Origin of the sequence: Streptomyces sp. NPDC093094 (assembly GCF_044754345.1) — a bacterium.
GTDB lineage: Bacteria > Actinomycetota > Actinomycetes > Streptomycetales > Streptomycetaceae > Streptomyces.
Genome location: NZ_JBIVOX010000001.1, coordinates 74,560 through 96,000, shown reverse-complemented (window position 1 = coordinate 96,000; position 21,441 = coordinate 74,560). Strand labels below are relative to the sequence as shown.

At 72.0% G+C, this 21,441-nt stretch carries 16 protein-coding genes; 4 read left to right on the top strand and 12 right to left on the bottom strand.

All coding sequences use genetic code 11. The features are described 5' to 3' along the window. Window positions 1–22: 22 nt before the first annotated feature. Entirely contained in the window at window positions 23–253 is a 231-nt protein-coding gene (locus tag ACIQGV_RS00385; RefSeq protein WP_402488316.1) for a hypothetical protein, read from the top strand. A gap of 120 nt (window positions 254–373) precedes the next feature. Here ACIQGV_RS00385 and ACIQGV_RS00380 read toward each other — a convergent pair whose 3' ends face one another. The 7 genes from ACIQGV_RS00380 to ACIQGV_RS00350 all read right to left on the bottom strand — a co-directional run bounded on the left by ACIQGV_RS00380 (window position 374) and on the right by ACIQGV_RS00350 (window position 11,901). Beyond that, window positions 374–1,225: a S1 family serine peptidase gene (locus ACIQGV_RS00380; RefSeq protein ID WP_402488314.1), complete on the bottom strand. Its 852-nt coding sequence runs from the start codon at window positions 1,223–1,225 to the stop codon at window positions 374–376. 166 nt (window positions 1,226–1,391) lie between these two features. Next, window positions 1,392–2,933, bottom strand: coding sequence for an RNA polymerase sigma factor (locus tag ACIQGV_RS00375; RefSeq protein WP_402488311.1), 1,542 nt, complete (start codon window positions 2,931–2,933; stop codon window positions 1,392–1,394). 424 nt (window positions 2,934–3,357) lie between these two features. Then, complete coding sequence (locus ACIQGV_RS00370; RefSeq protein WP_402488308.1) at window positions 3,358–4,245, bottom strand: FadR/GntR family transcriptional regulator; 888 nt, start codon at window positions 4,243–4,245, stop codon at window positions 3,358–3,360. 162 nt (window positions 4,246–4,407) lie between these two features. Then, window positions 4,408–6,429: an ATP-binding cassette domain-containing protein gene (locus ACIQGV_RS00365; RefSeq protein ID WP_402488306.1), complete on the bottom strand. Its 2,022-nt coding sequence runs from the start codon at window positions 6,427–6,429 to the stop codon at window positions 4,408–4,410. Window positions 6,430–6,528: 99 nt separating this feature from the next. Then, window positions 6,529–7,287 carry an NUDIX domain-containing protein gene (locus tag ACIQGV_RS00360; protein ID WP_402488303.1) on the bottom strand — a complete coding sequence of 253 codons (759 nt, stop codon included), beginning with the start codon at window positions 7,285–7,287 and terminating at the stop codon, window positions 6,529–6,531. A 163-nt stretch (window positions 7,288–7,450) separates the two neighbouring features. Beyond that, on the bottom strand, window positions 7,451–9,370 hold the full coding sequence (locus ACIQGV_RS00355; RefSeq protein WP_402488300.1) for a glycogen debranching N-terminal domain-containing protein: 1,920 nt from the start codon (window positions 9,368–9,370) through the stop codon (window positions 7,451–7,453). 674 nt (window positions 9,371–10,044) lie between these two features. Beyond that, window positions 10,045–11,901 carry a DUF4192 family protein gene (locus tag ACIQGV_RS00350; RefSeq protein WP_402488298.1) on the bottom strand — a complete coding sequence of 619 codons (1,857 nt, stop codon included), beginning with the start codon at window positions 11,899–11,901 and terminating at the stop codon, window positions 10,045–10,047. Between the two features lie 140 nt (window positions 11,902–12,041). On the opposite strand from ACIQGV_RS00350, the gene ACIQGV_RS00345 reads away from it, so the two are divergent. Together ACIQGV_RS00345 and ACIQGV_RS00340 are read left to right on the top strand one after the other, a co-directional pair. Then, a complete protein-coding gene (locus ACIQGV_RS00345; RefSeq protein ID WP_402488295.1) occupies window positions 12,042–14,207 on the top strand; it encodes a RecQ family ATP-dependent DNA helicase in 2,166 nt (721 codons plus the stop codon). A gap of 290 nt (window positions 14,208–14,497) precedes the next feature. Next, window positions 14,498–15,124, top strand: a complete 627-nt coding sequence (locus tag ACIQGV_RS00340; protein WP_402488292.1) for a hypothetical protein — start codon at window positions 14,498–14,500, stop codon at window positions 15,122–15,124. Window positions 15,125–15,539: 415 nt separating this feature from the next. Here the strand turns inward: ACIQGV_RS00340 and ACIQGV_RS00335 are convergent, their stop codons facing one another. The 3 genes from ACIQGV_RS00335 to ACIQGV_RS00325 form a co-directional block, all read right to left on the bottom strand. After that, a complete protein-coding gene (locus ACIQGV_RS00335) occupies window positions 15,540–16,181 on the bottom strand; it encodes a hypothetical protein (RefSeq protein ID WP_402488289.1) in 642 nt (213 codons plus the stop codon). A gap of 68 nt (window positions 16,182–16,249) precedes the next feature. Next, window positions 16,250–16,951, bottom strand: coding sequence for a ribonuclease HII (locus tag ACIQGV_RS00330; RefSeq protein ID WP_402488286.1), 702 nt, complete (start codon window positions 16,949–16,951; stop codon window positions 16,250–16,252). 82 nt (window positions 16,952–17,033) lie between these two features. After that, the gene (locus ACIQGV_RS00325; RefSeq protein ID WP_402488283.1) at window positions 17,034–17,657 is read right to left on the bottom strand and encodes a TetR/AcrR family transcriptional regulator; all 624 of its coding nucleotides are present in this window, start codon (window positions 17,655–17,657) and stop codon (window positions 17,034–17,036) included. A 196-nt stretch (window positions 17,658–17,853) separates the two neighbouring features. Between ACIQGV_RS00325 and ACIQGV_RS00320 the strand changes: the two genes are divergently transcribed. Beyond that, entirely contained in the window at window positions 17,854–19,401 is a 1,548-nt protein-coding gene (locus tag ACIQGV_RS00320; protein ID WP_402489439.1) for an MFS transporter, read from the top strand. Window positions 19,402–19,843: 442 nt separating this feature from the next. Here ACIQGV_RS00320 and ACIQGV_RS00315 read toward each other — a convergent pair whose 3' ends face one another. Further along, window positions 19,844–20,749 carry an ADP-ribosylglycohydrolase family protein gene (locus tag ACIQGV_RS00315; RefSeq protein WP_402488280.1) on the bottom strand — a complete coding sequence of 302 codons (906 nt, stop codon included), beginning with the start codon at window positions 20,747–20,749 and terminating at the stop codon, window positions 19,844–19,846. 12 nt (window positions 20,750–20,761) lie between these two features. Continuing rightward, window positions 20,762–21,421, bottom strand: coding sequence for a histidine phosphatase family protein (locus ACIQGV_RS00310; protein WP_402488277.1), 660 nt, complete (start codon window positions 21,419–21,421; stop codon window positions 20,762–20,764). Window positions 21,422–21,441 lie beyond the last annotated feature (20 nt).

Here is a 21,441-nt window from a genome sequence, read left to right as displayed (position 1 = left end):
GTCGAGCTAGAGAAGAGGCGACGTGACTACTGTTCTGACCCCCGCGAGCCCGCTGACGGCCGCTGATCGCTGCGACCGCTGCGGCGCCCAGGCTTACCTGCGCGTCGTGCTGCTGAGCGGCGGAGAACTGCTCTTCTGCGCCCACCACGGTCGCAAGTTCGAGCCGGAACTCAAGAAGATCGCCGCTGAGATACAGGACGAGACGGAGCGGCTCACGACCGTTCCCGGATCCACCTCGGACGAAGAGCGCTGACCTTCCGCGTCAACGACGAGCCACACCGGCCAGGCCGGTGACCGGGCGGCGGCCCCTGCTTCTGGGGGCCGCCGCCCGCACTCGTGGACTTTTGGGACGACCGGACCTTCCGCAGGCGCTCTACCGGGCCCCTGTGGCGCTCTGAGCACCGCTCCAGCCGAGTGTGCGGAGAATCTCCGACACTCGCGTGTACACCCCGGGACTGCCCGGCTCGCCGCAGCCGCTGCCCCAGGACACCAGCCCGACCAGACGTCCCTCGGCGACCAGCGGACCTCCGCTGTCCCCCTGGCAGGCGTCCGGGCCGCCTTCCGCCTCCCCTGCGCACAGCATGCTGTCGGCGCGGTAGGTGCCCTCCGCGCTGCCCGGGTAGGCACGGGCGCACATCTCGTCGGGCAGCACCCTCACGCGTGCCGCGCGCAGGACGTAGGCGTAGTCGCCGGCTCCCGTGGCGTCGCCCCACCCGTAGACCGTGGCAGCGGTCCCCGGCGCGTACGCCGGATCGCCGTCCGCGGCCACCGGGACGACCGCGTCGGCCGCCACCGGCTCGGCGAGGGAGAGCACGGCGAAGTCCCCGGCATTGCCGTCGCTGCCGTAGGCCGGATTCACCCAGACGTCGCTCACCCGGATCTCCTGCCCCTGCCGCGACCGCAGATCGGTGCGGCCCACGATCACTTTCAGGTCGCGCACCCGGCCCGGCGGGGCGCCCAGGACCTCCTCGCTCAGGCAGTGGGCGGCGGTGAGGACCGTGCTCCGGCCCACCGCCACACCACCGCAGAACTGTCCCGCGCGTGTACCCCCGAACCGGTCACGGCTGGACAGGGCGACCGTCCAGGGACCCTGCGAGATGTCGACCGGGAAACCGCCCACGACCACGCTGTCGGCGGCTGCGGGGGCGGCGGACGCCAGCGGTATCGCGGCTGCCGCGGCCGCCAGGACCAGCGGCCGGACCAGGCTCCGGACAAGACGACGCATACGCGCTCCTCACTCTGAGTTCGTCATGAGACACCCAGAGTGTTTCAGGGCGAAGCGCCCCGCACCCGCGCGCAGCGACGAGGGCCCGGCCCCCTGACGGGGAGCCGGGCCCTCGTTGTCGTACGCCTGCCCGTACGGCGGCCTGGTCGCGGTCGACCCGGCCGGCCTAGTCCAGGTAGTCCCGCAGCACCTGCGAACGCGACGGGTGGCGCAGCTTCGACATCGTCTTGGACTCGATCTGGCGGATGCGCTCACGCGTGACGCCGTAGACCTTGCCGATCTCGTCGAGCGTCTTCGGCTGACCGTCGGTGAGACCGAAGCGCATGGACACCACGCCCGCCTCACGCTCGGACAGGGTGTCGAGCACGGAGTGCAGCTGCTCCTGGAGGAGCGTGAAGCTGACCGCGTCGGCCGGGACGACGGCCTCGGAGTCCTCGATGAGGTCACCGAACTCGCTGTCGCCGTCCTCACCGAGCGGGGTGTGCAGCGAGATCGGCTCACGGCCGTACTTCTGGACCTCGATGACCTTCTCCGGGGTCATGTCGAGTTCCTTGGCGAGCTCCTCCGGGGTGGGCTCACGGCCCAGGTCCTGGAGCATCTGGCGCTGCACGCGCGCGAGCTTGTTGATGACCTCGACCATGTGCACCGGGATACGGATGGTGCGGGCCTGGTCGGCCATCGCGCGGGTGATCGCCTGACGGATCCACCAGGTGGCGTACGTGGAGAACTTGTAGCCCTTGGTGTAGTCGAACTTCTCGACCGCGCGGATCAGACCGAGGTTGCCCTCCTGGATGAGGTCCAGGAAGAGCATGCCGCGGCCGGTGTAGCGCTTGGCCAGGGAGACCACCAGACGGAGGTTGGCCTCCAGCAGGTGGTTCTTGGCGCGGCGGCCGTCCTCGGCGATGATCTCCAGCTCGCGCTTGAGCTTCGGGGCGAGCTTGTCGGCGTTGGACAGCTTGTCCTCGGCGAACAGACCGGCCTCGATGCGCTTGGCGAGCTCGACCTCCTGCTCGGCGTTGAGCAGGGGGACCTTGCCGATCTGCTTGAGGTAGTCCTTGACCGGGTCGGCGGTGGCACCGGCCGCGGCGACCTGCTGCGCGGGCGCGTCGTCCTCGTCCTCGTCGGAGAGCACGAAGCCTGCGCTCTCGGTGCCCTCCGGCTCGTCGCCCGGCTTGGCGTCCTCGAGGACGTCCTCCTCGACCAGCTCGGCGTCGTCCTTCTTGGCCGTGGTCTTCTTCGCCGCAGTCTTCTTGGCGACGGTCTTCTTGGCGGCCGCCTTCTTGGCGGTCGTCTTCTTCGCTGCGGCCTTCCTGGCGGGGGAGGCTTCCTCGGCGGGGTCGACGTCAGAGTCTGCGGCAGGCGCGGGGGCGGCAGCGGATGTGGCGGTGGCCTTCCTCGTGGTCACCGTCTTGGCCGCGACCGTCTTGGTGGTGGTGCGCTTGGCCGGACTCTTCGCTGCGACGCTCTTTCGGGTGCGCTTGGGCTCTGCAGCACTGACCATCAGCGTCACACCCTCTTCCTCGAGGATCTGGTTGAGGCTGCGCAGTACGTTCTTCCACTGAGTGGCCGGAATCTGGTCAGCTTCGAAGGCCCGACGCACGTCATCGCCGGCGATCTGCCCCTCAGCCTTTCCCCGCTCAATGAGCGCCATGACAGAGACGGACTCGGCGATCTCCGGCGGGAGCGTACGGGATGTGCTGGCCGACACGAACAACCTCTCGGAACGTTGGAAAACGGCTTCCGGCCCCGTCCACGACGGACAGGGGCCGACCACCGGCTTGGGGATGGGCCGACGGTGCGGGCGGGGGCCGGGGAGATGCACAGCGCCTTTCATGGCGTCCGTATTCCCTCCGCGGCTGTCACCTCTTAGGTCATCGCGTTGTTTCCCCGAGTGTTACGCCCAATCTGCGTGGCCCGAGTCACACCCCGTAAGCGCTCAAAAGCGATCAACTACGGACAAAAAGTCTAGTCGGATGTGCGATCCGGGCTCACGGGGCGAGCGGGCCGCGGCCTCGCGCCGTCGGACCCCGCAGGAACCAGGGTCCTGCGGGGTCCGACGGGGAGCGGTACGCCGTCCGGCGATGCCACAGGAGGGGGGAGGCATCTCCGGCCGCGACCGCCCGTGGACGCGATCAGTGCTCGCGCGGTGCGGGCACGACGCGCTCCACCTCCGGGTGGACGGTGAGCAGCTGGCGCATCGCGGCCTCGGCCGCCGCGCCGTCGCCTGCCGCGAGGGCGTCGGCGATCCTGCCGTGGTGCGCCAGCGACGACTCGTTCGGCCGGTCACAGCCCGTGACCGGACCGCCGGACACCTGGAGGGCGGCCGAGACGATGCCCGAGAGGTGTTCGAGCATGCGGTTGCCGGCGACCTGGATCAGCAGCGAGTGGAACTCGGCGTCGGCGCGCGAGAAGGTCAGCGCGTCACCCTGCGCCATCGCGTGGCCCATGATCTCGACCATGTCGGTCAGCCGCTGCTGGACCTCCTCACGGCCGTGTCCGGCGGCCAGACGCGCGGCGAGCGGCTCGATCGTCCAGCGCAGTTCGCTCAGCTCGCGGCGCTGGTCGTCGCGCTGCGGCCCGAAGGCACGCCATTCGATGATGTCCGGGTCGAGCAGGTTCCAGTCGCTGACGGGACGCACGCGCGTGCCCACGTTCGGCCGGGCGCTGACCAGGCCCTTGGCCTCCAAGACCCGCAGCGACTCACGGACGACGGTGCGGGACACCTCGAAACGCTGGCCGATCTCCTCGGGAACCAGCGGGCGGTCGGCTCCCAGGTCGCCCGAGACGATCATCTGGCCGAGCTGCTGGACGAGTTGGCCGTGGAGCCCGCGTCCGCGGCTGCCCGCGGCACGCCGGCCCACGCGGCCCAGCTCGGGGTCGGCCCCCTCCCAGGCGGGGGATCCGACGCGGTCGGCGACGGGAGCCTCCGCGAAGGGGTAGCGGTCGAGAGCGCCCGGACCGGCGAGACCGGCATCGGAGGTGCGGGCGGAGGTCATCATGGTGTGCGCAAGGGTACTCACGGATCCTTTGTCGGCGCTGTCCCCAACTCCCTTGAGGTCTTTGGTGAAAAGCACACGAAAGGGTGATCGCTCACCCCGTCGCAATTGACGCCTTATCGGAAAGAAATGGGCGTTCTTCGGGAAGTTGTGCGCAGCCTGCGTCCGGAACGGGCTCAACACCCCTCATCGGGCCCCGCGCCGTAGGCTCGTGAGCAGATATGTGCAGAACAACGCGGTGAGCGACAACGTCAGCGCGCCGCCCACGGGTTGGACGACCACCCGTGCCAGCCCGTCCAGATAGCGCTCTCCGCCGAAAGGCCACTGCGACAGAAGCAGTTCGCGCAGCCGCATCGGGAATCCGGCGGCGGTTCGCACGGACGGTCCCTCCAGGACCTCTTGTACGAGGGGCACGACCACCACCGGCACCGCCACCACCGCCGCCAGACCCGCCGTCGTCGAGCGGAAGATCCCCGCCGCCAGCACACCGGCCCAGGCGCAGCCCACCACGAGGCCGAGCCAACTCGCGCCGAGCGGCAGCCAGTCCGCGGGGACCTTCGAGAGCTCCTGTCCGTAGACGAGATAGAGCATCTCGGCGTCGCACCCCACGGTCAGCACCGCCAGCGCCAGCGCGGCGACCGTGGCGACGAGGAGTTTCGCGGCCAGCAGCCCCAGCCGACGGGGCACCGTGCCGCGATCCGCCGCCAGGGCGGGGTGGCGGAACTCGTCGCCGAACGCGAGCGCACCCAGCAGCCCCGCACCGAGCGCCGCGGGCGGCAGGGGCAGTTCCTGCGGCCACGCGGCCAGCAGCCTCGACTGCGGGGTGTGCCCGACACGGGCCAGGAACACGGCGGTCAGCGCGGACACGACCAGCGCCGAGGCACCGACCACGAACCCGGTCCCGACACCGGCCGCCCGGCGCAGCTCGTACCGCAGCGGGCGCAGGGGGCTGGGAGCGGAACGGACGGAGATGGGGGGCGGGAGGGAGGGGTGCGGGGCGGGGCTCCCGGAAGGCGAGGACGACGACGGTGCAGGTGTGTCGAAGGTGTCGGCCGTGCCGGGCGCGTCGGCCGCGCTGGATGTGTCGGCTGTGTCGGCCGTGTCGGCTGTGTCGGCTGTGTCGGCTCTGTCGGCTGTTTCAGGTGTGACCGACGAGGCGTGTGAGGCGGCAGGCGTGTCCGGCTGCGGCTCGCACCCGGCAGGTTCGGCGGGTTCGGCGGGGTCGGCAGGGTCGGCGGGTTCGACAGCCGCAACCCCGTCGGCCAGGGGGGCGCCCGTCGCCCCGGTCACCGGCTCCGTGCCGACCCGCTCACCGCCGAGCAGGACCGCACGGGCCCCCATGTCCCCTGTCTCGTCAGCGAGTTGATGAATGAGGACGTCATGGCGGAACGCCGTCTCCCCGACGGCGGCACAGGTGCTGCCGTACACGAGGAGGCGGTTGCCGTCCTCTCGGACGATCTCGACGGAGCGGCGTGCGGTGCGGGCCTCCTTGGCCAGCAGGGCGGCGAGGCGGGCGGCGTGCGGGGTGCGGACGGCCACACGGGGGCGCAGCCGGGTGCGCGCGAAGTCCTCGGCGTCCTGGTCGGCGACGACCCTGCCTTTTTCGAGGGTGACGATCCGGTCGGCCGTCCGAGCCGCCTCCTTGGGGTCGGAGGCGGTGAGGAGGACGGTACCGCCCTGTTCCGTGTGGGCTCGCAGAACGTCGTACAGCCAACGGATTTCGCGTGCGGAGAGCCCGTCGGAGGGATCGTCGAGGACGAGGGTGTGGGGGTCGGACAGCAGGGCGCAGCCGAGCCCCAGGCGGCGGTCCATGGCACGGGAGAGGGTGCCGAGGCGTTCGTCGCGCAGACTGACGAGGCCCACCGCTTCGAGTACTTCGTCCGCTCGCCGAACCGGTACGCCCGCCGCCGCGCAGAGCATGCGCAGGTGCCCTCGGACGCTGCGGGCCGGATGCCCGGGAACGTCCCCCAGGAGCACGCCGACCTCGCGCGAGGGGTGGGCGATGCGGTGCAGGGGTCTGCCTCTGAAGTAGGTGATTCCGCGGCCTTGTTGGAGTTCGAGCATCAGTCTGAGCACCGTCGTCCTGCCCGCGCCGGGCGCACCGAGCAGCGCGGTGAGACGGCCCGCGCGCGCCTCGAAGGACACGTCGTCGACGGCGGCGGGAAGGCCCTTGCGGGAGTTGCTGGTCAGTCCGAAGGCCTGGATCACCCGCAGCAAGATAGCGCGCTATATCCGTTTTTTCGGGCACCGAGTGGACTGTTGACCCCGTCTCATGACGGTTCTTGCCGCCTTGTTCGCCCTGAGGGCTCAGACTTCGGGGCGCAGCATCGGCGGGTTGAGCAGCGTGGCGCCACCGGCTCTGAAGAGCTGGGCGGGACGTCCGCCCTGACGGGTGGTGGTTCCGCCCGTGGGCACGAGGAAGCCTGGCGTTCCCGTCACCTTGCGGTGGAAGTTGCGCGGATCGAGGGCCACGCCCCAGACCGCCTCGTAGACGCGACGCAGCTCGCCGACGGTGAACTCGGGCGGGCAGAACGCGGTGGCCAGCGACGAGTACTCGATCTTGGAGCGGGCCCGTTCGACTCCGTCGGCGAGGATCTGCGCGTGGTCGAAGGCGAGCGGTGCCACGGGCTCTCCGTCGCGTCCGTAGCCGCCCTGCTCCAGCAGTTCCTCGACGGGGGCCCAGCGGGCGTTGCTCGCGTCCCCTCCGGCGCGCGGCGCCGGAAGGTCGGGCGCCAGCGCCAGGTGGGCGACACTGACCACGCGCATCCGGGGGTCGCGCTTGGGGTCGCCGTAGGTGGCGAGCTGTTCCAGGTGGGCGCCGTTGTCCTGGACCGGCACGTCGGGGTCGTGGGCGTGCAGCCCGGTCTCCTCCACCAGTTCCCGCGCGGCGGCCTGCGCCAGGTCCTCGTCCGCCCGCACGAACCCTCCGGGGAGCGCCCAGCGTCCCTGGAACGGCGACTCTCCCCTGCGCACCGCCAGCGCGCACAGTGCGTGACGGCGCACGGTCAGCACGACCAGGTCCACGGTGACGGCGAAGGGCGGAAAGGCTGACGGGTCGTAGGGCATGCCGCGATCATAGTCGTCTTCCTGACGATAAACACTCCCTTCTCCGGCCGCATCCGCCTGCGCTCCTCCCCGGTCCCCGTGCGTGGCCCCTGGGCCGTCGAGGCCGGGCGGCGCGGCATAGCGCGAGGTCATGCCGGTCTTCACGGCACGGGACGGTACGAGGTCACCCGCCCGGCTGCAGCCCTTCGGCGGCCTCCTCCACCATCGCGAGGCCGAGCCGGCTCACCCTTACGGAGAAGGGAGCGCCGGCGATCCTCAGACCGGTCAGGCCCAGCTCCCCCAGGGGCGCGCCGCGCAGGGGACGCAGAGTGACGGTCCCCGCCGGGGCGTCGGGGCGGATCCCTGCGAGTGTGGTCAGCAGCAGGACTCCGGCGGCCGCCGTGGTGGCGGCGGGGCGGCAGGCCGCCGGGTGGGGAAGCGGAGCGCTCGCCGTGGTGCGCCGCTCCGCCGCGTACATCTCCGGCAGACGGTGGCCGAAGCTTTCGGCCGCTGCCAGCAGACCTCGCAGCAGTGAGGTCGCCTCCTTCTCGTGGTCCGCGGCGGCGAGGCCCGCGACCGCCACGGCCGTCTCGTGGACGCGCACGGCTCCGGTGCGGTGGCCGAAGGGGTTGTAGCCGACCTCCTGCACGCCCAGGGTGCGCAGGCCCCAGCCCGAGTCCCGCTCCGGTTCGCCCAGCAGTCGTGCCAGTTGTCCGGTCCGCGTCTTGTCGAGCAGCCCTTCGGCGGACCTGCCTCCACCGAGCAGGCCCGTGTCCAGGAGGTGGGCGGCTGTGGAACCCAGATGGAGAACGGGGCGACCGTCGGGAGTACGGGCCGCGGCGGGGCGGCCTCCATTGCTGTCCTCCAGCCAGAAGTCGTCCCGGAACGCGGTCCGCAGGCTGCTCGCCCACTCCCTCAGCCCGGCGCCTCCCGGTCTGCCGCAGGCATCGAGGAGATCGGCTCCGAGCAGGGCGGCCCGATGGGCGTGCGCCTGGGTCTCGCACCGGACGGGTCCGGCGGGTTGAGGGTCGGGCAGGTGGATGCCGTCGCCGACGGTTCTGCGCAGCCAGTTCAGGCAACGTTCCGCCGCGGGCAGCAGTTCCTCCGTCTCCTGCTGCGGCAGGCCCCAGCGGCGGGCCTCGGCCAGGAGGACGGGGAACAGCAGCGTCGCCTCGGTGCCGGTGCAACCGGGAGGAAGATGCGTTCCCGCGTCCCGCCGGGGGCCTGGGATCATGCCGGACTGCGAACCCGGACCAGCGAGTTGGGTGCGGGCGAGGCTGCGCAGGGTGCCCGCGGCAAGGCGGGTGCCGAGGGGCAGTGCCATCCGGGCGGCGGTGAGCGCCTCGGCCGGTGCGAGGCCGCAGCGCCAAGGGGCCCCGGCCGCCGGAAAGATGTCGGCAGGGTGTGCCGGGTCCCGGAGGAGGAGCGCCTGGAGGTCTTCGATGCTGGTCCGCAGCAGCCCGGTGACGCGAGGGTCGTCGCCCGTCGCCCGGGCCGCGGCGAGCGGGCAGGCGGCCGTACGGCCCACCGGGCGAGTGGCCCCGGCCGCGTCCGGCCGGACCCGTAGCTCCACGCCGGCACTGCCGCCCGGAGGGATCTCCAGTTCCCAGCGCAGCAGTCCGGCGGAGGCCAGGACATCGGTGGGCGGCGGCTCGGCGGTGACCCACGATCCGCTCCCGGCCCCGGTCCAGCGCAGACCGGAGCCATGGACGCCGGCGGGCAGTTCGGGGCCCGCGCCGCCGGCGACGACGGCGCCCAGAAGGGCGAGGTCCGAGCCGAGGGCGACTTCGACGGGAAGTCTCAGCGGGCGGGAGGCGGCGCTGTGGAGTGTGATTCGCTCCGTGCCGTCGGCGTGACGGACGCGCTCGACCATCACGTCGGGGTCGGGGCCGACGTTCGGCGAGGTGCGCAGCGTGCCCACGAACCGGACCCGGTCGGCGCCGGTCATCTGTGCCTGCACGGGGATCGGTTCGCGTCCGGCGACCCGTACCAGGCAGCGGGACAGCACACGTCGGCCCGCGTGATAGATCCCCTCCAGTCCCTGACCGGTGAGCTGTCCTTGCTCCGTGGACACGGCGAGGCCCGGTAGGCCGACACAGATCATGACCGTGTGCGCGGGCGGCGGTTCGGCCGGTCCCCGAGGCGGTGGGAGCGCACCGGACGCCGACGCCGGGGAGGATGCCCCGTGGGGCGTCCGCGGCTGGGCGTGTGCGGCCGGACTCCGGTCGGGCCACCGGGTCTCCGGCCGGGCCGAGGACCGGCGGGCGGTGGGGACGAGCGGGTGATCGGTGTCGGCCGGGGCGCCGTACGTCCGACGGGGTGTCCTGTCCGATGGCGATGGACGGCCCTCGCGAGGGGGACCGCTGCCGGTGGCACGGGTGTCGTCGGCGAAAGGCACGGGGGAGGGTGGCTGACCTGCGGAAGATGAAGGCGGCTGCTCGCCGGGGGGCGAGGGCGGCTGGTCGGCGGAGGGTGGAAGCGGCTGGTCGGCGGAGGGTGGAAGCGGCTGGTGCATGCGGCACCTTTTCTGCGCTCGGTTCGCCTCGGGCGGGGTCGGCGGCGGTTTCCGTGAGGGCTGTGGAGGGGCGGCGGAGCCTGGTCGGCCGGGCGCTCCGCCACTCAGGTGAACGGGGCCGGGCTTGCTCCGGTCACGCCCCCGACGGCACAGCCGAGCCGAACGGACGCGCAGCCGCGCACCGGCACCGCCGACGGCCCGCGCCACCCGCGAGGCGACGCTGCGGCACCCCCGGATGCCGGCTGCTCCGCCGCTGCCGAGGCTCACGCGTCGCCCTCCGTGCGATCGGTCTCGGGCCGGGGGTCCGTGGAAGGGCAGGAACGCCGGCGTCGTAGCGCGTCCTTCGCCGAGGTCCGCCGGGGACGGGTTCCGTCCGCTCGCGCGGTGTCCGGACCGGTCGGCCCCGGCCGGGTCGCGCCCGCTCCCGCGGCGGGTGTACGCGGACGGGGCACGCGGGTTCCGCGCGGATGAAGATCACGGGTTGCCCGCGAACGGGTGGCACCTGTCCGGCGCGGCTCGCGGGCCGCGTCCCGCGCGGGTGAGCCGTCGACGGCGGCCGGGACGTGGTCGGCGCGGTGGGGGTGCCGGGCCGCCGGGGACGGGTCGGGCTGCCGCGCCCCGTCGATGTCGCTCGGCGCGGCGGGGGCGGTGGGGCTGACGTCGTGGACGGAACCGGGTTGCACAGAGCCGACGCCGCCGGACCTGGCCGGGGCGGCAGGTCCGGGGTCCGCGGGCCCGGAGTCGCCGGACCCAGGTCCCGCAGGCCCGAGGTCACCGAGCCCGGGGCCGGTCGAACTCGGCACGGCGTGACCGAGGTCGGCCGGTCCGGACGCGGCAGGATCCGGACCGGCGGCCGGGCCGGTCCGTGTGTGCTCGCGGTCCCCGCGCTCGGCTCGCAGGCAGCGGCGGAGCGATTCGGGGTCGAGGCCCTCGTTGCACGCCTGGTGGAGGAGGCGGGCGAAGAGATAGCCGGGGTCGGCGCCCAGGGCCATGGCGAGGGCTTCGCGTGCTTCGAGTTCGTCGCCGGTCGACCAGGCGACCCAGCCGGCGAGGGTCAGCGGAGCGGCGGCGTGCTCTCCGTAGGGTCCGACGCAGCGACGGGCCAGGGCCCGCCAGAGCCGGAGGGCTGGGCCCGCCTCGTCCCCTTCCATCCATTCGGCGGCGCGGTCGCGTGTCGCCCGGTCCTGCAGGCCCAGGACCAGGGCAGCCGCCTCGTCGTGCGCGAGCAGGTCGTCGTCCCTGTGGTCGGCGGCGAACGCCCCGGGCACGGAGGGTGCCTCCGCGAGACGGCGCATGACCCGCCGGGCCAGGTCGAGCGTCTCCCGGGCGACGGACGCGCGGCCCGCCTCGTCGAGGATCCTGGGGACCAGCTTCATGCCCGCGGCGTCCAGGGCGGCCTCCTGCCGGAGTGCGGCCGGGGTCTCCCAGGGCTGCAGCCGGGCCCTGAGTTCACGCAGGGTGCCGCGCACCTGGAGCCCCGCGTAGGTGGCGGCGGCCGCCAGCACCGACGTGCCGGGCAGGCCCATGGGCAGGCCCTCCGGCGGGCAGCAGGTCTTCTGGTCGCAGCAGTACGACCAGAAGCGGCCGCCGGAGATGCACAGGGCCTCGATCACCGGCACGTCCAGGGCACCGCATTCGACGCGCAACCGGTGGGCCAGCGGGCGCAGTCTGTCCATGACCTGACGGCCCGTCTCGCCCTGCTCTGGTTCGTGGCAGAGGTAGACGACGATCTGCTCGGGCCGGGCGCCGCGCCGCTCGCCGCCCCGGACGAGGCCGTGCGCCAGTTGCCTGGCCGCGGAGGGCCAGTCCTCCTCGCTCGCGGGGATGCCGAGCCTGGCCCGGCCGCCGAACCTGCCGCGGCCGGCCCTGTCGTGCAGGGCGACCATCACGATGCTGTCCTCGGGGCGGTATCCCAGGACGTAGGGCAGGGCGTCGGCCAGCTCGGCCGGAGTGCGCAGGGTGACCTGGTGGACTGCGGGGTCTCCCGCGGCGAGAGGGTGTGCGGGCCCGGCGGGCGTGAGGCGGCTCTCGTCATGTCCGCGGTCCGGGTGGATGTGCCCGTCCCGCCCGATGATGTCGTCGTTTCCGAAGGATCCGGTCGATTCGCCGTGATTCGTCATGCGCAGACGATCTCGCGGATCGTGATCCTCCGCTTGCCCCTGTGGATAACTTCGACCAGGGACACGTCACAAGGCCAAGGCTTGCCTCGTCCGGCACCGGAGGCACACGCGATGTCGGTGGCGTCCTGTTGTATGGACGCATGGAGCACACGAGCAACGCGGATCTGCGCGCGGAGGCCGACACGGTCCTCGCCCGTCTCGTCGGGGACGTCACGGGCGAGGCCCGGCTGCGCGAGGACCAGTGGCGGGCCATCGAGGCGCTGGTCGCCGACAAGCGCAGAGCCCTGGTCGTCCAGCGCACGGGCTGGGGCAAGTCCGCGGTGTACTTCGTCGCCACCTCGCTCCTGCGCTCGCGCGGCAGCGGCCCCACCGTGATCGTCTCCCCCCTGCTCGCGCTCATGCGCAACCAGGTCGAGGCGGCCGCCCGGGCCGGCATCCGGGCCCGGACGATCAATTCGTCGAACACCGAGGACTGGAACACCGTCCAGGACGAGATCGCGGCCGGCGATGTCGACGTCCTGCTGGTCAGTCCCGAGCGGCTCAACAATCCCGACTTCCGCGACCAGGTGCTGCCGAAGCTCGCGGCGGCCACCGGTCTGCTCGTGGTCGACGAGGCCCACTGCATCTCCGACTGGGGCCATGACTTCCGTCCGGACTACCGCCGGCTGCGGACCATGCTCGCCGACCTGCCGCCGGGCGTCCCCGTCCTGGCGACCACCGCCACCGCCAACGCCCGCGTCACGGCCGACGTGGCCGAGCAGCTCGGCACCGGAGGGACGTCGGACGCCCTGGTGCTCCGGGGCCCGCTGGACCGGGAGAGTCTGAGCCTGTCCGTGCTGAGACTCCCGGACGCGGCACACCGTATGGCCTGGCTCGCCGACCACCTGGACGACCTGCCGGGCTCGGGAATCATCTACACGCTCACGGTGGCCGCCGCCGAGGAGGTCACCGCCTTTCTGCGGCAGCGCGGCCACACCGTCTCCTCGTACACGGGCAAGACGGAGAACGCCGACCGCCAGCAGGCCGAGGACGACCTGCTGAACAACAAGGTCAAGGCCCTGGTCGCCACCTCCGCCCTCGGCATGGGCTTCGACAAGCCCGATCTCGGGTTCGTCGTGCACCTCGGCTCTCCCTCCTCCCCCATCGCCTACTACCAGCAGGTGGGCCGCGCCGGACGCGGCGTCGCACACGCCGAGGTGCTGCTGCTGCCCGGGAAGGAGGACGAGGCGATCTGGGAGTACTTCGCCTCGCTCGCCTTCCCCGCGGAGGACCTGGTGCGCCGCACCCTGGACATCCTCACGCGCGCGGAAGGACCCCTGTCGCTGCCCGCCCTGGAGCCGCTGGTCGAGCTGCGCCGCTCCCGGCTGGAGACCATGCTCAAGGTCCTCGACGTGGACGGCGCGGTCCGGCGCGTCAAGGGCGGCTGGATCGCGACCGGCCGACCATGGACGTACGACGGCGAACGCTACGCGTGGGTCGCACGGCAGCGTGCGACCGAGCAGCAGGCCATGCGGGAGTACGCCTCGACGACGGGCTGCCGCATGGAATTCCTGCAGCGGCAGCTCGACGACGAAGCCGCGCGCGCCTGCGGCCGCTGCGACAACTGCGCGGAAGCGCGCTTCACCGCGGACACCTCCACCGCCGCCGTGGACGCCGCACGTGTCGATCTCGGGCGGGCCGGCGTCGAGGTGGAGCCCCGGCGGATGTGGCCGACGGGGCTTCCGGCGATCGGGGTGAACCTCAAGGGACGGATTCCGGCCGGTGAGCAGGCCGCGCCGGGGCGGGCACTGGGGCGGTTGTCGGACATCGGCTGGGGCAACCGCCTGCGGCCCATGCTCGCGCCCCGCGCCACGGACGGCCCCGTGCCGGACGACGTGGCGCGCGCGGTCGTCGATGTCCTGGCCGACTGGGCGAGAGGTCCGGGCGGGTGGGCCTCCCCCGCGGCGGACGCGCAGCCGCGGCCGGTGGGCGTGGTCACCGTCGGCTCACGCACCCGCCCGCAGCTGATCGGCTCCCTGGGAGCACGCATCGCCGAGGTCGGCCGGCTGCCTGTGCTGGGGGCCCTGGAGTACGCGCACGACGTGTCCCACATCCCCCGCAGCAACAGCGCCCAGCGCCTGAGGACGCTCGACGGAGCCCTCGTCGTACCGCCCGCGCTCAGGCAGGCCCTCGCCGAGGCTCAGGGGCCGGTGCTCCTGGTGGACGACTTCACAGAAACCGGCTGGACTCTCGCCGTGGCGGCCCGCATGCTCCGGCAGGCGGGCGCGGCCGGGGTGCTGCCTCTGGTTCTGGCCGTCCAGGGCTGAGGTCGCGCGACTACTCCTGGTCAGGACTCCGTGACCCCGTCGTGAGATGTCGGCTGGTTCACTGCCGTCCCGGCATCACCGGGGAAATCATCGGGTAGAGATATACGACACGGATCACCAGATAACGGGCGGTGGCCCCAATTGCTCGTTGCCGCATCCAAGTTCGGCAGGAAGAATTGAGGTCCGCTCCCCGCACGGCTCGGCCGTGATCAGGTAGGGCTTCACTGCGGTGCGCGCTCCCCCGAATCCGATCCCGCCCGCAGTATGGGCGCGTAGCCGAAGGGAGGATCGTGACCTTCGGAATAGCTCCGTCTCCCGCGGCGTCGATGTCGACGTCCGCCGACCTGTCCGCCACCTCCGCCACTCGCGTGCTCGAACCCGCGGAGTGGGCCGCAGCCGGGATCCCCCTGCTGCGCAATCCGCGTGAGGTCGTCAGCGGACTGCACGCCCGGCACCGTCCCGAGCCCGCGACGGCGATCGTGGCTGTACTCGATCCCGACGAACGGCTGCGGGCGAGCGCCTCGTTCACCCGCCGGTCGGCGTCGGCCGACGGCTGGATGTTCCGCAACGTGCTGTTGTCCCAGTTGCGTCGGGTGATCCCGCACGACCTGCGGCGCCGCACACCGGTACGCACCGCCGTCCTGCTCTACTGCCGGGACGGAGACGCTCGCTGGACGGAGGAGGACGGGGCCTGGATGTGGGGCCTGCGGGACGCCTGCACGCTGCACGGGTTGCGCTGCGGTGCCTACATCACGCTGACCGGTGAAGGCTGGCAGGTTCTCGGCGAGGGCCGAGGGGGACGTCGCCCCAACGCGGACTCGCCGCCCGAGCCTTTCGGCTTCGCGGAGGCGCCGCCGCCGCTGCCGCGTACCGGGGGCGCGGCCTACGGCGGTCTGCGCCGCGTGGCGGCCCGCTGACGGCCGGGCCGGCTCACCGGGGAAAACGCATTGCGGCGGCAGGGTCACCCTGACCGCCGTTTCTGCCACCGCGACGACCCGATCGTCCGCACCCTCGGCCCGACGCGACCACGGCGCCCTCCGGCACGATGTGCCGGAAACGCACGGAGCCCGGGCCACAGGGCCCGGGCATCGGCGTGGTTCAGGCCCACGGCATCCGCGGATGCCGATGACCGGTCCGGGGGCAGCGCGCCGTTCCACCGGGACGGGAACTCCGGCCGGGGCAGGAGACCTGACGGACGGGTGTCTCCTCCTCCGCACACCGGACGGAGGCACGCCTGATGCGCGCCTCCGGTCTGCGTGCAGCGGCCCGGACGACTGCCACAGGCGCGGCGAAGCCGTGGCCCGCCTCGCCCCTGGACGTCTCAGGCCCGGCTCAGACGCCGGCGCCCAGAACCGAGTTGATCTGCTGCGGGTCACCGCAGACGATCAGCAGGGCACCGGCCCGGGTCAGGGCCAGTGGCAGCGCCTGGGCGGCCACGGTGTCGGAACCGCCGTTGATCGCGACGACGACCACCGGCCGGGTCGCGGCACGGCTCACGGCAGCGGCGTCGGCGTAGAAGACGTCGTCGCCGGAGTCGTGCTGGGCCCAGTAGGCGGCCTCACCGAAGGACAGCTCGTGGGCGGCCCAGGGGTGCGGTTCGCCGGTGGTGAGCACCAGCACCTCACCCGGGGCCCGGCCCGAGTCCAGGAGCAGGTCCACCGCTTCCTCGGCGGCGTCGAGCGCGCCCTCGGCGGAGGCCGGGAGCAGCTGGATCTGCGGCACGGCCGGCTCCGGGCCGGACGCGGCGGGAGGCTTGGGGCCCGAGGGACCGGGCTTGGAGGCGGCCACGTCGCGTGCGGTGCGCTGAGCGGGCGGCGTGGGCCGGAGCGGCCCCGGACGACCGGGGCGCGACGGCGCCGCGGGGCGGGGGCCGGGTACGGGGCGAGGGGTCGGCGCGACACGGCCGCTGGCCGGAGTAACGCGGGGACCCTGGGCACTCTCGTGAATCTGAGGCTCCTCGGGGATGAGAGGCATGAGCTGATGTCTATCAAACGGTGGTGCGGCTCGCGTCGGCGGGTGGCACATACATGCGAGCGGAACGGTCAGAAATCGAAGCCGAGCTGACCCTCGATTTCCGGAACGCTTCCGTCCGCCCAGCTGCGGGCCTTCTTGAGGTGCCGCCACTGCGGCAGCGCATCAAGATACGCCCACGACAACCGGTGGTAGGGAGTGGGTCCCCATTCCTCCAGTGCGGCCTTGTGCACCGGTGACGGATACCCGGCGTTGTCCGCAAAACCGAAGTGTGCATGGTCGACACCCAGTTCGGCCATCATTTTGTCGCGCTGCACCTTGGCGATCACCGATGCCGCGGCGACGGCCACGCAGGACCGGTCGCCCTTGATGACCGTTCGGACCCTCCAGGGAGCACCGAGGTAGTCGTGCTTGCCGTCCAGGATGACCGCGTCGGGACGCACCGGCAGGGCGTCCAGTGCGCGTACGGCGGCGAGCCGCAGGGCTGCCGTCATCCCCAGCGCGTCGATCTCCTCGTGGGACGCATGCCCCAGCGCGTAGGACGTCACCCACTTCTGGAGTTCGGCCGCGAGTTCGGTCCGGCGCCTGACGGTGAGCAGTTTGGAGTCGGTGAGACCCTCGGGGGGCCGGCGAAGACCGGTGACCGCCGCACAGACGGTGACGGGGCCGGCCCACGCGCCGCGGCCCACCTCGTCGACACCGGCAATGGTCTTCGCTCCGGTCGTGGCGCGAAGGGAGCGCTCGACGGTGTGAGTAGGTGGTTCGTACGGCATGGCGCCCATAGCCTACGACGCCCGGAACCCCCCGCGACACCCTGGTTTCCCCACCGGCCGCCTAGGGGTCCGAAAGCCGCCGTCAGAGGGCGGCTGGACGCAGGAGCGGCAGCATCAGATGGTCGATCATCTCCTCCAGATCCTGGTCGTTCCATTCGCTGGTGCACAGCTTGGAGCGGTACATCATCAGTGCCGGAATGGCGTCGTAGACGTAACCGTTCGCCGCGTCGGGCCTCACCTGCCCCCGCTCGATCCCACGGGTGATGACCTCCCGCAGCATCTTGATCGTCGGCTCCACGACACCGTCGAAGATCACACCATGGAAGCGCTCGGCCTGGGTGGGATCACATTCGTGAATGACCGCACGCAGGGCGTGACCGGGACGCGAGAACATCGCGTCGCGCGCCGTACGGCACAGGGCCAGCAGGTCCGCCCGCACGTCTCCCAGATCGGGCGCACCCTCCAAGGAGGGCAGACCGGCCTGGAGCGCGTCGGCGACGAGGTCCTCCTTGGACGGCCAGCGCCGGTACACGGCGGCTTTCCCGGTCTGGGCGCCGGCCGCGACGCCCTCCATGGTGAGCCCCTTCCAGCCGACCGTGCTGAGCTGGTCCAGGGCGGCGTCGAGAATTGCGCGTTCGAGTACAGCGCCGCGCCGACGGAGGGAGGCCGACCGAGCGGGGGCGGCCGTCCAGCGCGAGGTAACCATCGAGTCTTCTCCAGCGAGCAGAAGCAGGGATCCCGGGAGCGGCCCGGGTGTTCGGGGACACATCACCTGGCGGCGACGGGGGAGGCGGCACGACGAGGCGAACCGAGTGAACGCTTGCGTTCACTAGCGGGGGCTCACTACCGTTGACGCGACAGTGAACGCCTTCGTTCACTAAGGCACTTGTGGGGGACCCATGGTGACGACCTCTCAGTTGACCCAGAAGCAGAAACCAGGTGCGGCACGCCGGGAGGGGCATCCCGGTATCGCGCTCACCGTCATCGCGGCCTGCCAACTCATGGTGGTCCTCGACGCGACGATTGTGAACATCGCGCTCCCGCACATTCAAGACGCACTCAGCTTCAGCACCACCGACCTCACCTGGGTGGTCAGCGCCTACACGCTCACCTTCGGCGGGCTGCTGCTCCTGGGCGCACGCGCCGGTGACATCCTCGGCCGCCGCCGGGTGTTCATGACCGGCATCCTGCTCTTCACCTTCGCCTCGCTGCTGGGCGGACTCGCCCAGGAACCCTGGCAGCTGCTGGCGGCGCGAGCCCTGCAGGGTGTGGGCGGCGCGATCGCCTCGCCCACGGCCCTGGCGCTGATCACCACGACCTTCCCGGAAGGTCCGGAACGCAACCGCGCCTTCGGTGTCTTCGCCGCGGTCTCCGCGGGCGGCGGCGCCATCGGTCTGCTGGCCGGCGGCATGCTGACGGAATGGCTCGACTGGCGGTGGGTCCTCTTCGTCAACCTGCCGATCGGTGTGCTGATCGCCGTGCTGACACCGATGTACATCAGCGAGTCGGAACGGCACCCGGGCCGCTTCGACATCGCGGGCGCGCTCACCTCGACCGTGGGCATGGCGTCGCTGGTCTACGGCTTCATCCGGGCGGCCGAGGAAGGCTGGCGGGACGGCCTGGCGCTGGGCTCGTTCGGCGTCGCGGTGCTGCTGCTGGTGGCTTTCGTGTTCATCGAGACGAGGGCCAAGGAGCCGATCACCCCGCTGAAGATGTTCGCCGACCGCAATCGCTCCGGCACGTACGTGATCATGCTGAGTCTGGCCGCTGCGATGTTCGGCATGTTCTTCTACATCGTGCTGTTCGTGCAGAACGTACTGGGCTACAGCCCGATCAAGGCGGGGCTGGCCTTCCTGCCGGTCACGGCCGCGATCGCGGTGGGCGCCGGCCTGTCGCAGCGGTTCCTGCCGGTGCTGGGCCCGAAGCCCTTCATGATCACCGGTTCCACGCTCGTGGTGCTCGGCCTCTCCTGGCAGTCGTTCATCAGCCCCGACAGCTCGTACGCCGGTGGGGTGCTCGGCCCGATGCTGGTGTTCGGCTTCGGCATGGGCCTGAACTTCGTCACGGTGACGGTGACCGCCGTCTCCGGCGTGGCCCAGCACGAGGCCGGTGCCGCCTCGGGACTGCTCAACGCCACCCAGCAGGTGGGCGGTTCCCTCGGCCTGTCCATCCTGACGACCGTGTTCGGGACGGCCTACGCGGACGAGGCCGAGAAGCAGGTTCCGGACTTCCTGGCCAACGGCACGGCGGAGCAGAAGGCGCAGTTCGCACAGACCCATCAGCTGCCCGCGCCCTGGGGGCACGAGGTGCTCGCACAGGGCATCGCGACCGCTTTCGTCCCGGCCGCGGCGATGGCGGTCCTCGCCCTGGTCACCGCCGTGCTGGTGATCCGTGTGCGCAAGAGCGACCTGGCGGCCCTCTCCGGCGGCACCGGGCCGATGGCCGGCTGACAGGCCGGCACGCCGATCCGGCCACGGCAGCGCGCCGACGGGCGTTACGGGGGTACGCCCACGGCTGCCGGGCCGGATCGGGCAGCGCGCCGCACACAGCGCACCCGCGATCATCAGCACCGCGCTCCGCGAGGCGGGCGGAATCACCAGGGCCAGGCGCGTGAACAGCGCCCGCAAGATCTCCATGACCATCACCCCTCCGCTGCCGTCCGGCACCGCCTGCATCTGTCTCGCGCAGTGCTCACCACGACAACGCGCCGGCGTCACGGAGAGTTCCCGGCGGACACGGAGAGTCTCCGTATCGGAAGAGCGGGCGGACCGAGGCCCGAGGGACGGCTGACCGCGCCTCCTCGGAGCCTCCCGGCGACCGCCCTGGAGAACGCGCCGCCACCCCAAGGAACGCGCAGCGGCCGCCGACCGGAGAAGCGGGTGCGGGCCGGCCTCAGCCCACGGCCGGTACCCAGTCCGGCATCGTCTCCGTGCGGTCGACCCATTCGGCGGGCGGAGTCCCCGCCTTCCCGGCGGCGAGCACACCGCCCACGATCGCGCAGGTGGTGTCCACGTCACCGCCGACCTGTGCGGTCGTCCAGAACGCCTCCTCGTAGTCACCGAGGCGCCGAGCGGCGGACCAGAGGGCGAAGGGCACGGTGTCGTGGGCCGACGTGCGCCGTCCGCAGCCCAGCACGGCCGCGACGGTGGCCGCGTCGCCGTAGTCGAGCATGTCCCGGGCCCGCCGCAGACCGGCGCCGACGGCGCTCTTCGGCACGAGGTCCACGACACCGTCCAGCAGCGCCTCGGGACCGGGCGGCCCGCTGGGGGCGGCGACCAGCGCGGCGGCCGCCGCGACGGCCATGGCGCCGACGACGGCCTCGCGATGCTGGTGCGTGGGATAGGCGGAGATCTCCGCCTGGTGCGTGGCCTGCTCGGGGTCGTCCGCGTACCAGGCACCCAGAGGCGCGATGCGCATCGCGGCGCCGTTGCCCCACGAGCCCTGCCCCTTGAAGAGCGCGGCGGACAGCTCGCGCCAGTCGCCGCCCTCGCGGACCAGCCGCAGAAGCCGGTTGACCGCGGGACCGTACCCGCGGTCGAAGTCATGGTGCTCGGCGAAGGACAGCGCCAGGGCGTCCTGGTCGATGCGGTGGTGGGCGGCGAGGACGGCGACCACCGAGCAGGCCATCTCGGTGTCGTCCGTCCACTGCCACGGGCCGGCCGGAAGCTCTCGCTGCTTGAGCAGCGGGTAGTTCACCGGCACGAAGAACTGGGAGCCGAGCGCGTCGCCCACCGCCAGTCCGCGCAGGCTTGCCAGGGCGCGCTCCAGGCGCCCGTAAGGTGAGGAATCTGCCGTCATCGCCCTGCCACTCTATCCAGTGATCCCGTACGGTTCCGGATCTCGCCAGCGTTCGAATGGCCGGTCGAGCGTGTACTTCCCGTCGTCCCCGAGAACGAGCATCCGCACCTCGCCGTTCCCGGGGTTGGACAGCGACTCGAATTCGGCGACCGTCCAGTGGAACCAGCGCATGCAGAACAGCCGCATGGCCAGGCCATGGGTCACCAGCAGGACGTTCGGCGGATGGTCGGGCGCCTCGAAGCTGCGGAACAGGCTCTCCAGGAAGCCGCCGACCCGGTCGTAGACGTCGGCCCCGCTCTCGCCCTGGGCGAAGCGGTAGAAGAAGTGCCCGTAGGCGTCCCGGTACGCCTTCTGGAGCCGTACGTCGTCGCGGTCCTGCCAGTTGCCCCAGTCCTGCTCGCGCAGCCGGGGCTCCTCGCGCACCCGTATCAGCTCGGGATCCAGGTGGAAGGCACGCAGGGTCTCGTGCGTACGGCGGTAGGGGGACACATAGACGCTGACGCGTTCACGTCCGAACACCTCCCGCAGACCCTTGCCCGTCTCCTCCGCCTGCCTCCAGCCGCGCTCGGTCAGTGCGAGCGCGTGGTCGGGCTCACGCTCGTACACGGTGTCATCAACATTGCCGGTTGACTCGCCGTGCCGGACAAGGACGATGCGCCGTGGTCGTGCCATGCCAAAACCCTAGATCGAAC